A 15,992-nucleotide genomic window follows, 5' to 3' on the forward strand; every position below is an offset into this window, starting at 1 on the left:
ATGTTAATAGAATGAAGCGAGGGAGCAAAATGAGACAGAAAAAGGAGAAACAGAAACAGTCGAAAAAGAAAAAGACTCATATTCCGTTTCGGTTAAATGTACTATTTTTTATCGTTTTTCTTTTATTTTCAGCTATTATTATTCAATTAGGTAAAGTACAAATCATTGACGGAGAAACGTATCGAAATGAAGTGAATAAAAAGGAAGATGTAACGGTGAGTACTCCAGTTCCGAGAGGGAAGATGTTTGACCGGGAAGGGAAAGTTATTGTAAATAATAAACCGTTACGAACCGTTACATATACGAAGATGAAAGGAGTGGACTCAAAAGAGGTTTTAATAGTGGCAAGAAATTTAGCACAGCTAATTGAAATGCCGCAAGAAGATATGGACAAGTTAACAGAGACAGATAAAAAAGACTTTTGGATGCAGTTAAATGAAAAACGTGCAGCAACAAAAGTAACGAAAGAAGATGAGAGTAAATTTAGGAAACAGGAAATAGAAGGGAAAGACTTAGATAAGAAAGTAGAAGAGTTGAGACGAGAAAGAATTACACAAGAAGAATTAAACGAGCTTTCGAAAGAGGATATAGAAGTACTAGCAATTAAAAGCAAAATGAATGCGGGATATAAAATGACGCCACAAATCGTCAAAAAAGATGTAAGTCAAAATGAATATGCAGTAGTGAGTGAAAGATTATCGATCTTGCCAGGCGTAGATACGACTGTGGATTGGGAGCGAGAATATCCTAATGATAAAATACTACGTTCTGTACTTGGTAGTGTTTCTACTGAGAATGAGGGATTACCAAGGGAGCAATTAGACTATTATTTAGTGCGAGATTATAACCGAAATGATCGTATTGGTAAGAGTTACATCGAAAAACAATACGAAGATGTGTTACATGGAACGAAAGAACAGTCTAAAAATATTACGGATAAAGCTGGAAATATTATTCGGACTGAAAAAGTGACAAAAGGAAAAAGTGGAAATAATTTAATGTTAACAGTTGATATGGATTTACAGAAAAAGGTGGAGGAAAGTCTTGAAAGGAATTTAAGGGCATTTCATTCTTCTGAACCGATGATGGATCGTGCATTCGTCGTTATGATGAATCCGAAAAATGGTCAAATTCTATCATTAGCAGGAAAGAAAATTGTAAATAAAGATGGCGGGATGCAAATAGAAGACTACGCTTTAGGAACGATGATAAGTTCTTACGAGTTAGGATCAACGGTGAAAGGAGCTACGTTATTAGCTGGATATCAAGCAGGGGTGATTAAGCCATATACGCATTTCTTTGATGCACCAATGTACTTTAAAGGAAGTTCGAAGCCGAAGAAATCTTGGAAAGAATTTGGAGATATTGATGATTTAAGAGCTTTGCAAGTGTCATCGAACGTATATATGTTTAATACAGCTTTAAAAATGGCAGGTATTGATTATGTACCAAACAATCCGTTAGATATTAAGCAAGAAACATTCAATAAAATGCGCTATTACTTTAGACAATTTGGTTTAGGTGTACCAACCGGTATTGACCTTCCAAATGAATCGATTGGTCAAATGGGTAGAACAGATGATATACCTGGTTTTTTACTTGACTATGCCATTGGACAATATGATACATATACGCCGCTTCAGCTTGCGCAATATATGTCAACGATTGCAAATGGTGGTTACCGAATGAAACCACAAATTGTACAAGAAATTAGAGAGCAACCGAATAGACCAGAGGAAGTCGGGAAAGTTATGCAATCGATGGAACCAGTTGTGTTAAATCGAGTGGATATGGATCTGTCATATATAAATCATGTGAAAGAAGGATTTAGAAGGGTTTTCCAAGAGGCTGATGGGACAGGTACTGGAACTTTTAAAGAATTACCTTATAAACCGGCTGGGAAAACAGGAACAGCAGAAACAGTGTACGGTGGAGAAAGTGATATTGGAAGAGATGAAAACAACTATCGAAAAAAATGTTATAATTTAACTCTCGCCGGGTATGCGCCATATGATGCTGATCCGGAAGTTGCTTTTTCTGTTGTTGTGCCATGGGTAAATAATGATAAATCAGGTATTAATTCTGCAATTGGTAAAGAGGTTTTGGATGCATATTTTGACTTAAAAACGCAGAGATCGGGTGCAAGTCCAGTCCCAGTAGCACAATAGCCGAGTAAGGAACAGTAAAAAACTTCAAATTGTAGTATATCACTGCGCAAATGAACAGGTGCAGTGATATATTTTTGAGTTGAAAAGTGTTTTGATAAGGTGGGAATGGATATGAAAGAGAAGATTAAGAGAGGTTGGGGAAAGTACATACTATTTATATTTGTCCTAGTAGTAACGTACCAGTCTTTCACTCTATGTAAAGTGGAAGGAAAATCAATGCAGCCAACTTTACATGAAGAAGACTACGTATTTGTAAATAAAGCCGCTGTACATTTTTCTAGCTTACAGCACGGAGAAATCGTCATTATTAAGGAAGAGGATGAGTCGAAATATTATGTGAAACGCGTAATAGGACTTCCTGGTGACGTAATTAACATAACGAATGGAACAGTATACGTAAATGACAAAAAGCAAGATGAACCTTATATAAATAAAGATTTATATAATAATACACAAGTGTTTTACAACTTTCAAAAGACAAAGATTCCGCCAAATAAGTTATTTGTAATGGGAGACAATCGTGAACATAGTAAGGATAGTCGAAATGGTTTAGGTTATATTGAAGAAGATAACGTTATTGGCAAGGTGGAATTTATATATTATCCTTTTTCAAAAATGAAAATACTAGACTAGTTTAGTATTTTTATTTTATTTTCATCAAAAAACAATCAATGAATTAGAAGTAACTTTTAATCCGCAGGTGCTCCTATAAAGAGGATGATATTTTCAAGTTAACGGTTAGGAAATAGAAAGGATCTGACGATATGTATAAGTACACAATATGCTTCATTAGAAAAGGGGATAACATACTCCTTTTAAATAGAAACAAAAAGCCAACAATGGGAATGTGGAATGGCGTTGGAGGGAAAATCGAGGATAATGAAACGCCATATGAAGGAATAATTAGAGAAACGTTTGAGGAAACGGGTATAGAGCTTCATAGTGCAACGTATAAAGGGAATGTTATTTTTAAAGTTAAAGACGAGCCTCAGGATAGAGAGGGAATGTATGTATTCCTTGCTGATTTACGTGATGAAGTACATATTGATACGCCAGTAAGCACTGATGAAGGTATATTAGAATGGAAGTCAATTGATTGGATATTAGATGGTGATAATAGAGGTGTAGTTAGCAATTTGCAAAGATATTTACCGATATTATTAAAAGAGGACAACAATTTAGATCATATATTTACGTATGATAATCGGAATATTATTGAGTACACAACTGCTGTTTTGGCAGAAGATGATACGAAAAAACGATATGAAAAACATCTCATTTCTCAATAGGATAAGATGCGTTAAAATAATAAGAAAAAGCCAAATTCCAATAAAGAATTTGGCTTTTTTGCAAGGAATTCTAATTCAAAGTTTACTCTACATGAATCGCTTTAATCATAAAACGATGTTGCTTCACATCAAAATATCCTTTTTGCAAGATGATTTCATGTATGCGATACAATTCCTCATTATAGCTTTCTACTGTAAAATCAGGAATTTGCCACGGAATTGCTTGTAAGTAGTAGACAACAGCACCGACATCATAAAAACGCTGAAGAGGGAATTCTTCTTTCGCTTCTAAAATAGTAAATCCATTTTGTTCTAATTCACTACATGCCGTTTTGAGTGACCAACTTGAAAATTCGCTATTCAGCGGTGTGCCAAACTGCTCATTAAGTTCCGCACAATCAAGACCACCGACTTGTTGTGTAAGAAATGTTCCATTGATGGAAAGACTTCTTTTCACTTCAGAAGCAGAATAGGATTCATGTTGATTCACAATTAAATCAAACTGACCATCTTGAAATGGTAAAGCAGTATCATCAGTTACTTCTACGACTATAACTCCTAAAGGTTCTAATTTCTTTCGTGCAATTGGGACATTCGGAGCATAGCCCTCAGTCGCATAAATAGTTGACGGGAACGGTTGTAACATAGATAAAAACTCTCCGCCACCAGTCCCCATATCTAGCATTGATTTTGCACGTTGCATAAGCTGGAAAGCAGTGCTACCGTATGACCATGATAGGGGCTCGCTATTCATACGGCCAGTTTCTGAAATGAAAGAAAAATCCCAGCCGCTAAAGTTAGTCTTTGCACTTTCTAATAGTGCTGAAAATAATGGATCACGTTTCATATTGTTATCCTCCTATTTCGTTAATAAATGATATAGTAAGAAAAGAAAAAGGGAGGACCTCTTATTAAAGTGGAACGGTTTTATGTTTCGTGTTCGAATAGATTCATATAAATTAGCTCCTTGCGAGAATGGTTATTTATATATTCGGGAGTATCGAGTGAAAATCCTTTGAAGTTATTAGGGAAGGTGAAAGTACGATCAAATTTTGGATGGGGTTATACAGTGAAACTGCATTTTGCCAAGATATTTTGTGAAATATGATATTTCACATTTCTGTTACATAACAATAAAGTCGTACTGTTTATAAAAAAGTGGAACCGTTTTATCCCTTTGGATGTACTTATCTATGGGGATATTTTTATTAATACAAGAAATAGATATATAAACTGAATATAAAAACGTTTTAATTGTTTGAAAACATTCGATAATTTAGTATTGTTTATATATGGAATATTTTGTTTTTAGGAAAAAAGGGTAAGGGGCTAGATGAAAAGAATGAAAAATGTAATGTTGCTAGTGTTGTGTTTCTTATGTTTAAGTGGTTGTAATTATGAAGATGAAGATCAGGTGAAAAAATATGTGAAAAAAAAGCACGGAATTGATGTGGTTGTAACAGATTGGGGTGCTATACATGAAGGGAATATGGGACATACATACCATACTGTTCAAGCGAAAAATAACAAAAATATTCAATTTAGAGTAGAGGTAGATGGCATCTTATATTCAACAATAAAAGGTGATGAATATCAATACGGGAAAAAAACATATGAGGAATATAAGGAATTTAAACCAATGCTAGAAGAAATTGAAAAATTAGGTTACGTGGAACCTGAAAATAAAAATGTTTTTCAATATATAGTGGATGATGATTATATAGAGGAAAAACCAACTGATAAGTTATTATTAACTTTAAAAACGAGTGACAAGATTGATTACAGTCAATTTGAATCAAAAGAATTAGATCGTTTATATGCTCTAATCCAATTCATTCAGAAGAGTAATAGAAAGATAACAAAACTTGAAATTGAGGATTATAATGGTGAATCTATAGGCTTACCTTTTTATAATGTGCAAAAAGCTATAACGAAAGAAGAACTGCTTTTGACAATGAAAAACACCGTAAGCGGTTATTGGACATATTTGATTCAAACTGAAACAAAAGTAGGCGAAAGGTTAAATGAAATTCAAAATGAAATTCAAAATGATCGTTTTGGAATTGAAGATATTACTTGTTCACACCCGAAAGACGGCAATTGTCTAGAGTATGAATTGACTTTAGTTTTCAATGACAGTGAGATAAAATATAGAAATGATTCATATGTAATAGAGGATTTGAGAAAGGTAGTCACTATTCTTAAAGAAGAACTATACAATAAGGAATTTAACATATTTTTAAGGAACAAGGATGGAACAAGTTATTCACTCTGGCTATCATCAGAAAAAATCAAGAAAAATAATAACATAGAAGAGCTAGTAAAATAAAGGTATAAAGAAGAATTTTAAAGCACTTTTTACGTTTATAATTGCTTTATTCAAAAGGAAAAAACGCTTATACTTCATTTTTGAAGTATAAGCGTTTTTGTTTAAAATACTTAAAAACAAAAATCTTTTGGTAAAGTGCCATTTTTTATCATCGTTCTTAATCCATGTTTCATAATCCAAGGATTAACAGGATGGTTTTTATCGAGTAATTGTTGCAACCATTGAAAAACGAGTTCGTTATCCTCTTTCGTAATATCATTAATGTGATTGGCTACAGATTTTTGAACATACTTAGAAGGGTCATTCATTAATGGCTCAAGAAGCTTTAAATTATTTCTGAAGTCACCTTTCAGAGCTCCTATTTTTTTTGCCCAAGGAAGTCTTGGTCTAGTACCTTCTGAAACTAATCTCCTGATGTGGCTGTTTTCATCACGTAGCCATTGCTGCAATATGTCCAAGGTTTCTTCATGGTATTTTTCAAGATAAGGACGAATAGCATATTCAGCAGTATTTCTTTTTGTTATTTCATACATTGCGTTGAATGAGGAGTCAAAATCGTTAAGCCCATATTTTTCAACGTATTTTGCGATAGGCATATACATATAACCCTTTGTAAATGTGCCGACTTCTGTTGTATTTTCTGGTCCTAATGTTTTCAGTAATATATGTATTGCTTCATTAAAATCTTTTTGTAATGCATTGTGTAATTCATCTGCTATTACTTCTATACGTTGCTTTAACTCTAAATTTTCAACTTTATATGTTACGGAATCTACAAATTTTTTTTAGAGAAATTAGGAACGTGTTTAGAAATAGAATCAGCCATTTTTTCTGCTAATTCTTTGTTAAATAAAAATTTTAACGGAACATATTTACCCATTTTTTCACCTCAGTGGTCAGTTGAAAACAATGTTTATTTTTTAATCGACAATCCATACACCAAAGTCTCACTAGGCGTCGTTATACTAAAGCCAGTCGTCTTATAATCAAGTTTCACCGTATCACCAGTGTAGTCTTTCGTGAATGAGTCCATTTGTACAATAAGCTGTTCATCTTCATATACAACATCATCCGCATTATATGTATCAAAAATTAAATCAACATCAACAAAAATGCTGCAAGAGTTTGTCATAGTGCCTCTAATACGAATGATCTTTTTGTCTTCACGTTCTAGTCTATGTATAGCTGCTTTTGCTTCATCAGTAATACGAATGTTCATGTAATCCCAACCTTTATTTATATTTCCTCTATTATTGCAAAAACAGGAGAAATAGGGAAGGGAGAAGCATTGCATTAAAAAAACGAGCAAACAATTTTGTTTGCTCGTTTTACTTTATTTCAGTTCACATTTATCAAGTGGAATGACTTTCGTTTTCTTAGTAAATTTATAACCTAACCATAGTACTAAGAAGAGTGGTAAACCAATGTAAGAAACGAGTACACCGTTCCAGTCGATAGATGCACCCGTAAATGCTCCGTAGTTTTGACCTAAAATAACGATAACACAAAGTGTAAATGCAAAGATTGGACCGAACGGGAACCATTTCGCTTGATATGGTAAATTTTTCAAATCTTTCCCTTGTGCAATATAAGCTTTACGGAAACGGTAATGACTAATAGCAATCCCTACCCAAGCAATAAATCCTGACATCCCAGAAGCATTTAATAACCAAATGTATACAACACCGTCACCGAATAAAGAAGCGATGAAAGCGACGCTACCAACTACTGATGTTGCGATTAATGCGTTAACAGGTACACCGCGGCTATCTAATTTCCCTAAGAACTTTGGTGCTTTTCCTTGGCGAGCTAAATCCCAAAGCATACGAGTTGATGCATACATTCCAGAGTTACCAGCAGAAAGTACTGCAGTTAAAATAACAGCGTTCATAACAGAAGCAGCGAAGGCAACGCCCGCTTTTTCAAATACTAGTGTAAATGGACTTACTGTAACATCACTCGCTGCAAGGCTATCAGTCGTATAAGGAATTAATAAACCGATAACAAGAATTGCTAAAATATAGAATAATATAATGCGCCAAAAGATAGAACGAATTGCTTTTGGAATATTGCGTTCTGGATCAGCAGTTTCACCAGCAGCTACTCCTAATAATTCAGTTCCTTGGAATGAGAAACCAGCAGCCATAAATACACCGATAATTGCCATGATGCCGCCATTAAATGGTGCATCTGCAACAGTGAAGTTTTTAAAGCCGACAGATTCGCCGCCCATAATTCCAAAAATCATCATAAAACCGACAATTAAAAAGATAATAATAGTAACTACTTTAATAAGTGCGAACCAATATTCAGATTCACCAAAACCTTTAACAGATAAATAGTTTAAGAGAAAAATAATAGCTAAACAAAGTCCACTCCAAATAAGAGAAGGGGTATCTGGGAACCAAAATTTCATAATTAATGTTACGGCTGCTAGTTCAGCAGCGATCGTAATAGCCCAGTTATACCAATAGTTCCATCCAAGTGCAAAGCCAAGTGATGGATCAACAAATTTTGTTGCATAAGTGCTAAAAGATCCAGTAACAGGCATGTAAGCTGCGAGTTCTGCTAAGCTTGTCATTAAAAAATAAACCATAATTCCAATTGCGGCATATGCGACTAATGCACCGCCAGGACCAGCTGAATGGATAACACCACCACTGGCAAGAAATAATCCGGTACCGATTGTACCACCGAGAGAAATCATCGTAAGGTGACGAGATTTTAATCCGCGTTTTAATTCACCTTGTCCTTGTGTAGTTTGCGTTTTAGAGGTAGATTGATTTGTTGCGCTATTCATGTTCAACACTCCTTTTCTTGTAGGTTAGGAAGGAGCGGGGGAGAAAAATACAAAAAACCGCCAAAGGAATTAGGCGGAACGTTTCACAAATAACCACCCCATCATACCCTTCCGTTAAGATAGCACACCACGTTTACACGGTAATTTTGTAAACGTGACAGTTCTGTTCCTTTCGGAGACAGCCCCAGCTCATATTTCCAGAGAAGAAATATAAACTTCGGCAACTTTTCCTTTCAAACGGAGTCAGTGACATTCGCTGTGTCTCGTCCATTTTACTTTTAAAAGTCGCAACCTCTACCTCATCGGATTGATGAGGATTTATATATTGCTAAGATATTTAATATATGGCAATTGTAATGACTTTCTGAATATATTGCAAGGAATTTTGTTAGGAAAAGTCAAAAAATATCGGTTATTGTATAGGAAACGCTTGCATAACTCCACCCGAACCTACTATTATGTAGCAATAAGCAAAGAAAAAATTGTTATACAAATGTTTCGCAAAAAATATTGAAAAACCCTTTAAAATTAAAAGAAAATTCAGAAAATATAATTCGACATAACTATCAGAAGGGGATTATTCCTTAAATTCGTTTCAAAGAATAAGTATAAATCCGACAAATAGAATGAATATTCTTTTTATTTCTGGTAAAATTGAGGTATTGTTTAATTGAAAAGGGGATATCATTATGAAATTAGAAACGGAAAGATTACATATAGTACCGTGTACAGAAGAATGGATTCAAATTGCGGATAATCAAGGATACAATAGTGGCCCACATATTGTAGGGCATATAGAAAATGTGAAACGAGATGTGGCTTCATTACCGTGGGGACCGTGGTATGTTATTCGGAAAGAGGATGATGTGGTTCTAGGTGATATAGGATTTAAAGGGAAACCGAATGAGCAACATACAGTAGAAATTGGTTACGGATTTATTGAGAAATATTGGAATAAAGGGTATGCAACAGAAGCAGTTAGTGAATTAATGAAATGGGCTTTTCAAACAAGGGAAGTGGAAACGATTATAGCGGAGACACTCCTTGATAATTATAGCTCTATTCGTGTATTAGAGAAATTACAAATGAAAAGAGTAAATAGTACTGAAACGATGGTCAATTGGAAAATAGAAAAATAAAAAATACCGCTCGAAGTAAATCGGGCGGTATTATTATTAATTATGGTAACATTTGTTTTTGATCTTTCGGATAGCCGGCTGTCGATACGTTAGAACGATTGGAATGATTACGAACAGCAATAAAAATAGATATAATAACGACAAGACCAACTGCAACGTAAGAAAGTGAAATAATAGTTGGATCTACTTTAAATGTAGTAAGCAGTGTACGAATATTCGTAAAGATTATAAGGCCACCAACTAGTACGCCAAGTAAATGAGAAGGAACGATGCGTACTAGCCATGCGGCGATTGGTGCAGCGACAATACCACCGAGCATGAGAGAAAATACCCAAACCCAGCTTACTTGTTCCCAGCCAAGTGAAATGAAAAAGCCAATCGTTGCAGCGAGTGAAACAGGAAATTCACTCGTATCTACAGATCCAATAACTTTTCTAGCTTCATTTCCTCTTGCAAGTAGAACAGGTGTCGTAATAGGTCCCCAGCCACCACCGCCAGTTGAATCAACGAATCCTGCGAACAGACCGAGTGGTACAAGTTGTTTAGCAGACATACGCTTATTTGAAGAAACAATTTGTTTTTGAATGATGAATCGTAATAAAATATAAACCCCTAAAGTAAATAAAAATATGGAAATGTACGGTTTAATTACATCACCAGGTAAATTGCTTAAAAAACATGCCCCAATAAATGCGCCAATTGCTCCTGGTAATGTAAGTCTGGAAACTGTATATTTATCAACGTTTCCAAATTTGATATGAGATGCACCAGAAGCGGCGGTTGTAACGACTTCAGCTAAATGAACTGATGCGGAAGCTACAGCTGGTGCGATACCAAACATTAATAATAGTGAGGTAGACGTTACCCCGTACGCCATACCAAGTGCGCCATCAATCAATTGAGCGAAAAATCCAATAATAGCAAAGACAATTAATTTCTGCATAAATAATCCCCCTGTAATAATAAATGAAAAAGACACTTTTCCCGTATGAGAAAAGTGCCTTTGGTTTTTCCAATCAGCAATAATTAAATTTGTTTCATTATAATACATATTAATCATATAAATCAACTGGGTTTTAAGGCTTTTTGAATTGAATGAAAGAAAAATAAAATATACAATAAAAGGATGGAGAGAAAGGGGAGAAAGAATATGTTAGCATTTGATCATCTCGTTCACGCAGTTCATGGTACACCGGAGGAAGCGGCAAAACAAATGCAGGCACTAGGTTTTCATACAGCGTTAGGCGGTGAGCATACGACTTGGGGTACTTGGAATAGTTTATGTTATTTTGATTTATCATATATAGAATTTTTAGCAGTTCAGCATGAAGAAAAAGCGAAAGAAGCGGAAAATCCATTAGTACAAGAAACAGTGGTGAAATTAAAAAATGGAGAAGGGATGCTACAAATCGCAATTCGAACAGATGCAATTGAAGAACTAGCAAATAAGTTTAATAAGCACGGCTTACATACGATAGGACCATTTGAAGGGAAACGGATGAGAAAAGATGGTCGGCTTTTAGAATGGAAAATGTTATTTGTAAAGCAAGAAGAGAATGGACCGAAATTACCATTCTTTATACAGTGGAATGAAACGGATGAAGAAAGAAGAAACGATTTACGTAAAATAGGGACGATCACAGAACATAAAAATAAAGTACAAGAAATTGAAACGATTCATTATACGGTGAAAAATGTTCGAGAAACAGTGCGGAAATGGAAAGAAGTAATGGAGCTAACTGCAAATTCAATCATACAAAATGAAGAATGGAATGCTGAGTGTCAAAGTGTATCGTTTGGTGATGTTCATGTGCAGTTTTGTGAACCGATTGGGGAAGGGTTGGTTCAAGATCGCCTGAAGAACCAGGGCGAATATCCATTTGCAGTGGAGTTTAAAGGAGAAAAGAAACGAGAGCATGAAGTGTTAGGTAGTTTGTTCGTATATTGATAGAGGTGAGTTTTGTGGAAGAAATGTTAAGAGAGATAGAAAGAAAACTAGAGTGGTCACGTATTGTAAAATGTACAGCAATTACAAAAGGTTTTTCACACGAAGAGAAGTATAAAATTGACCTAGAGAATCGAGAAACTTATTTTGTAAAAGTGTGTGATTCTTCTAATTATGAACGAAAACAAGAAGAATATATGTATATGAAACAATTGGAGTTATTACATATTCCAACGCCGAAGTTAATTCATTTCATAAAACTTGAGGGATTAAATAAATGTGTTCAAGTATTTGAATGGACCCAAGGTGTAAATGGTGAAGAGAGCTTAAGCAAGCTATCGGTGGAAGAACAGTATAATGCAGGAAGAAAAGCAGGAGAAATATTAAAGAGAATTCACTCGATAGAAAGAGAAAGTGCAAGTAATAAATGGGAAATATCTAGGTGGAATAAGTATGAAAGGTACATAGAGGCATTAGCAGATTATGAGGTGAATTTTCTGGATTTGAAGCCAGTATTAACCTTTGTAGAAAATCATAAAGACTTATTGAAAAATCGGCCTATCACATTTTTACACGATGATTACCACCCAGCAAATAGTATGATTCACAATAAGGAGTTTATCGTTATCGATTTTGGTGGATATGATTTTGGCGATCCAATACACGATTTTTATAACGTAGCGATTTTTACTACAAGAATAAGCAAACCATTTGCGGTTGGACAAGTTCACGGTTATTGCGGAGGCGATCCGTCACTCCACTTTTGGAAACTGTATTCATTATATGCAGCGATGACATTCCCAGCGGATATCGTATGGACAAACCGAACTACACCGCATTTAGTAGAGGATATGAAAGAAAGATTGAACCGAATTATAGAAGATCATAATCATTTTTCATCTTATATTCCAAAATGGTATCAATCACAACATGAGGATATAATAAACAATAAATAACGGAGGGATTCATTTGGATAAAATTGCGGTAATTTCAGATATACATGGTAATATTCCGGCATTAGAATCAGTACTGAAAGATATTAAATTAAGAGGAATTGAACGTATTATTTGTCTTGGAGATTTAGTAGGAAAAGGTCCGCATTCTAGCGAAGTAATTGAAATCGTTCGTAAAGAATGTGAAGGAACCGTAATGGGAAACTGGGATGATTTCATTACAAAACCGACTGAATTTGAAGCGTTAAAATGGCATCAAAAACAATTGTCAGAAGAACAAAATGAGTATTTAAGAAGCTTACCATTTTCAATCGAGTTTTATATGAGTGGGAAACTGATTCGTATGTTCCACGCTTCACCGAGAAGTTTGTATGAAAGAATTCAACCACATGCAACAAGAGAAGAGCGTATTAGTATGTTCGAAAATAGTGAGCTCACAGAGAATATAGAAGGGGAAAGAAAACCAGATGTCGTTTGCTACGGTGACGTTCATCAGGCGTATGTGCAAAATTTTAGAGGGAAAACGTTATGTAATGCTGGTAGTGTAGGTAATCCACTTGAAATTACACAAGCTTCCTATTTAATTTTTGAAGGAACATACAATGAAAAAGAAGCAGCAAGCTTTTCGATTCAACTCGTACGTGTACCATATGATATTGAACTAGCCATCAGGCTAGCAGAAGAACTCGATATGCCAGAAATTGAAGAATACAAACAAGAGTTACGGACGGCTTTATATCGAGGGTTTAAGGGGAAATAAGGAAAATATAAACCGATAAAAATATATCTATCATAACTTAAAATATATCAACGATTTTTTTAAATATATCGATTTACCAACAAATAGCGATAAATATAATTTACTGCAATTATATTATGTAAACAATATATAGGAGGGAATGTCATGCTCCGAAAACAATACATGAAAGAAATTGCTGATCATATTTTAACGTTAAAATTAACCCATCCAACAAGAGTTGGAGTGAGTGGTATTACAGCTTCAGGAAAGACAACATTTGCAAACGAACTGGCAGAGGAAATGAAAAATCGGGGAGTACAAGTAACACGCGCCAGCATTGACGATTTTCATAACCCGAGAGTGATTCGTTATGCACAAGGAAAAGAGTCTGCAAGAGGGTATTATGAAGATGCACACGATTATACCTCTTTTAAAGAAAGGCTATTAAAGCCTTTAGGACCTAACGGGAATTTACAGTATGAAACGATTTCTCATAACTTAATAACGGACATCCCTGTATATAATACGCCGCTAGTGGCCTCGCCAAATATGGTGCTAATAGTAGATGGAACATTTTTATTGAAAAAAGAAATTGAGTATCTATTTGACTATAAAATTTTCGTAGATACAGATTTTGGGATTGCGAGAAAACGTGGTGCAGAGCGCGAGACTGAGGCTTTTGGAAGTTATGAAGAAGCAGAGAAAATGTTTATAAACAGATATCATGCGGCTTGTAAGATGTATATAGATGAGCATAATCCGAAAGAATGTGCGAATGTTATATTTCAGAATAGTAATTTTGATGATCCGGTAGTTGTATTTAAATGAATTTAAAATCGTTTATATAGCAAAAAGTTCGTGAAAGGGGATGCGTCGGGTGGATAAAAAAGATAATCCGAACGATTGGCCTGTATGGGCGAATGAGTCAGTAGAGATAGTTAATGCAAATCCTGATTGGCAAGATAAAGGCCGATATGAAGAACAGCAACTTTATGAACTGCTTACTCCTCTCGGTATTAGCAAAGTAATACATATAGGAAGTACATCCATACCTGGTTTACCTGCAAAACCTATCATTGATCTAATGGTTGAAACAAACTCATTTGATAGAGTGCTCGATATTTCAGCAAAATTGGCTATATATGATTGGCATTATGTAGGCCCGGAATTAGATGAAAGACCTTGGAGAAGGTTCTTTGTGAAAGTGAAGAATAATAGGCGTGTAGCTCATCTGCATTTGATGGTTAAAGGAACTGAACGATGGGAGCAACAACTTTTATTTCGTAACCGCTTACGAGAAAATCCACAATTAGTTTATGATTATTCAAATCTAAAGCAAGAGTTAGCAAAAAAGTGTAATCAAGATAGAGAAGCATACACAAAAGCTAAAACAGAATTTATTAAACAAGTTCTAAAATGATTTGAATTTTGATTGTAACTACGTTTGAATACAAATGAAAAAAATACTTTATTTTATAGCCTAAACTTACATGAAATGCATGTAAACAAAGTGAGAAGCTTTTGTGTTCCAATGTATTTCCTTTTATTTCTCGGGAGAAATTTATATAATTGAATCAAGTTCATAGAAAGATAGGGACTAAAACTATATTAAAAGTCGACTTAATTTTATAAGGGAAATTACAGGGGATAAGGCGAAAATAAGTTAAAAAACGTAAAAAGGGGACAGGGAATATAATGACAGAAGTACTAGAACTAAAAGAAGAATTACAACAAATTCAAAATAATAATTATGCTGTGCCAGAAGACGTAGACGCATATCCATATGCACAGTGGATGCTAGATTATATCGGATCACCTGATGCTGAATTACGTGATGATTTGATATACAGTACGCTTCACACATGGATTACAAATGATGTATTTAGACAAAAAGAATTACGAGGATTAATGTTACAAGCAATTAGTCCTGATTATTTATTTTATAAAATTGGTGAAAAGGGCACAGATTCTGTTTTTAAACGTGCGTTCTCTGTTTTAATTCCACCACTTATTTTATCTGTTCATGAAAGAGAACCATTGTTATCTGAAGAACAACTGTACAGTGTAGCAGAACAAGTTCTGGAATATGTCTATTTAGAAGAAGATGTAAGAGGTTACGTAGAAGGAAAAGGTTGGGCACACTCAACTGCACATGCGGCAGATGCACTAGATGCTTTAGCACGTACAATACAAAATCGTGAGTTTTCATATGCAATACTAGCTGCTGTTCGTCAAAAAGTTCGTATGAGTGAATACGTATACATACACTTTGAGGATGAAAGATTAGTAACGCCAATTATGTCGTTACGCAATCAAAATCTTTTAACTGAAGAAGAGTGGAGCAACTGGCTACATAGTATAGCAATTGTTGAAGACATCCGACATCCTCAGCATGCTATTTTAGTACAAAATATTAGAGCTTTCTTAAGAAGTCTATATTTCAGAGTTTTAGAGGCAGAGGGAAGTACAGCCTTTACAGATGATATATTGGAGACTTTGAAGGATTTGCGTAGGTATTAAAAAATCACTAGATGCCATTATAAATGAGCATGTAAGCAAAGAATAAGATTAAAAAACCGATTATACCTGTAGGTTCCCTACAAAAATAATCGGTTTTTTTAGTTGAATTG

The 15,992-nt window shown here is 34.7% G+C and carries 15 protein-coding genes, 1 pseudogene and 1 riboswitch; of the genes and pseudogenes, 11 read left to right on the top strand and 5 right to left on the bottom strand.

The features are described 5' to 3' along the window. The first annotated feature begins 11 nt into the window (after positions 1–11). The 3 genes from JFT89_RS04280 to JFT89_RS04290 all read left to right on the top strand — a co-directional run bounded on the left by JFT89_RS04280 (position 12) and on the right by JFT89_RS04290 (position 3,457). A complete protein-coding gene (locus JFT89_RS04280; protein ID WP_201039496.1) occupies positions 12–2,168 on the top strand; it encodes a peptidoglycan D,D-transpeptidase FtsI family protein in 2,157 nt (718 codons plus the stop codon). A 111-nt stretch (positions 2,169–2,279) separates the two neighbouring features. Beyond that, positions 2,280–2,801: a signal peptidase I gene (lepB, locus tag JFT89_RS04285; RefSeq protein ID WP_002137074.1), complete on the top strand. Its 522-nt coding sequence runs from the start codon at positions 2,280–2,282 to the stop codon at positions 2,799–2,801. Positions 2,802–2,932: 131 nt separating this feature from the next. After that, positions 2,933–3,457 carry an NUDIX hydrolase gene (locus JFT89_RS04290; RefSeq protein ID WP_016095735.1) on the top strand — a complete coding sequence of 175 codons (525 nt, stop codon included), beginning with the start codon at positions 2,933–2,935 and terminating at the stop codon, positions 3,455–3,457. 82 nt (positions 3,458–3,539) lie between these two features. Here JFT89_RS04290 and JFT89_RS04295 read toward each other — a convergent pair whose 3' ends face one another. Beyond that, on the bottom strand, positions 3,540–4,304 hold the full coding sequence (locus JFT89_RS04295) for a class I SAM-dependent methyltransferase (protein ID WP_201039497.1): 765 nt from the start codon (positions 4,302–4,304) through the stop codon (positions 3,540–3,542). A 486-nt stretch (positions 4,305–4,790) separates the two neighbouring features. Here JFT89_RS04295 and JFT89_RS04300 point away from each other — a divergent pair, with 486 nt between their 5' ends. Continuing rightward, positions 4,791–5,786: a hypothetical protein gene (locus JFT89_RS04300; protein WP_201039498.1), complete on the top strand. Its 996-nt coding sequence runs from the start codon at positions 4,791–4,793 to the stop codon at positions 5,784–5,786. A 110-nt stretch (positions 5,787–5,896) separates the two neighbouring features. Here the strand turns inward: JFT89_RS04300 and JFT89_RS04305 are convergent. From JFT89_RS04305 to JFT89_RS04315, 3 genes and pseudogenes are all read right to left on the bottom strand, one after another. After that, positions 5,897–6,666, bottom strand: a pseudogene (locus JFT89_RS04305) (DNA alkylation repair protein). Positions 6,667–6,699: 33 nt separating this feature from the next. Then, positions 6,700–7,005, bottom strand: coding sequence for an iron-sulfur cluster biosynthesis family protein (locus JFT89_RS04310; protein WP_002066055.1), 306 nt, complete (start codon positions 7,003–7,005; stop codon positions 6,700–6,702). Between the two features lie 114 nt (positions 7,006–7,119). Beyond that, complete coding sequence (locus JFT89_RS04315) at positions 7,120–8,586, bottom strand: amino acid permease (RefSeq protein ID WP_201039499.1); 1,467 nt, start codon at positions 8,584–8,586, stop codon at positions 7,120–7,122. Positions 8,587–8,698: 112 nt separating this feature from the next. Further along, positions 8,699–8,891, bottom strand: a riboswitch (Lysine riboswitch). Positions 8,892–9,275: 384 nt separating this feature from the next. Here JFT89_RS04315 and JFT89_RS04320 point away from each other — a divergent pair. Further along, on the top strand, positions 9,276–9,725 hold the full coding sequence (locus JFT89_RS04320; RefSeq protein ID WP_016095731.1) for a GNAT family N-acetyltransferase: 450 nt from the start codon (positions 9,276–9,278) through the stop codon (positions 9,723–9,725). Between the two features lie 40 nt (positions 9,726–9,765). Here JFT89_RS04320 and JFT89_RS04325 read toward each other — a convergent pair whose 3' ends face one another. Then, positions 9,766–10,776, bottom strand: coding sequence for a sulfite exporter TauE/SafE family protein (locus JFT89_RS04325; RefSeq protein ID WP_016095730.1), 1,011 nt, complete (start codon positions 10,774–10,776; stop codon positions 9,766–9,768). 99 nt (positions 10,777–10,875) lie between these two features. Here JFT89_RS04325 and JFT89_RS04330 point away from each other — a divergent pair, with 99 nt between their 5' ends. The 6 genes from JFT89_RS04330 (at position 10,876) to JFT89_RS04355 (ending at position 15,882) form a co-directional block, all read left to right on the top strand. Beyond that, complete coding sequence (locus JFT89_RS04330; RefSeq protein WP_033706941.1) at positions 10,876–11,673, top strand: VOC family protein; 798 nt, start codon at positions 10,876–10,878, stop codon at positions 11,671–11,673. 14 nt (positions 11,674–11,687) lie between these two features. Further along, complete coding sequence (locus JFT89_RS04335; RefSeq protein ID WP_002066063.1) at positions 11,688–12,626, top strand: aminoglycoside phosphotransferase family protein; 939 nt, start codon at positions 11,688–11,690, stop codon at positions 12,624–12,626. A 13-nt stretch (positions 12,627–12,639) separates the two neighbouring features. Then, positions 12,640–13,383 (top strand): metallophosphoesterase family protein, encoded by a 744-nt coding sequence (locus JFT89_RS04340; RefSeq protein ID WP_002013591.1) that lies wholly within the window; start codon positions 12,640–12,642, stop codon positions 13,381–13,383. A gap of 144 nt (positions 13,384–13,527) precedes the next feature. Continuing rightward, complete coding sequence (locus tag JFT89_RS04345) at positions 13,528–14,190, top strand: nucleoside/nucleotide kinase family protein (RefSeq protein ID WP_033706943.1); 663 nt, start codon at positions 13,528–13,530, stop codon at positions 14,188–14,190. 49 nt (positions 14,191–14,239) lie between these two features. Next, complete coding sequence (locus JFT89_RS04350; RefSeq protein ID WP_002066066.1) at positions 14,240–14,782, top strand: GrpB family protein; 543 nt, start codon at positions 14,240–14,242, stop codon at positions 14,780–14,782. Between the two features lie 275 nt (positions 14,783–15,057). Then, complete coding sequence (locus JFT89_RS04355; protein ID WP_201039500.1) at positions 15,058–15,882, top strand: DUF2785 domain-containing protein; 825 nt, start codon at positions 15,058–15,060, stop codon at positions 15,880–15,882. The last annotated feature ends 110 nt before the right edge of the window (positions 15,883–15,992 follow it).

It is taken from the genome of Bacillus sp. TH25 (assembly GCF_016650935.1).
Classification (GTDB): domain Bacteria; phylum Bacillota; class Bacilli; order Bacillales; family Bacillaceae_G; genus Bacillus_A; species Bacillus_A mycoides.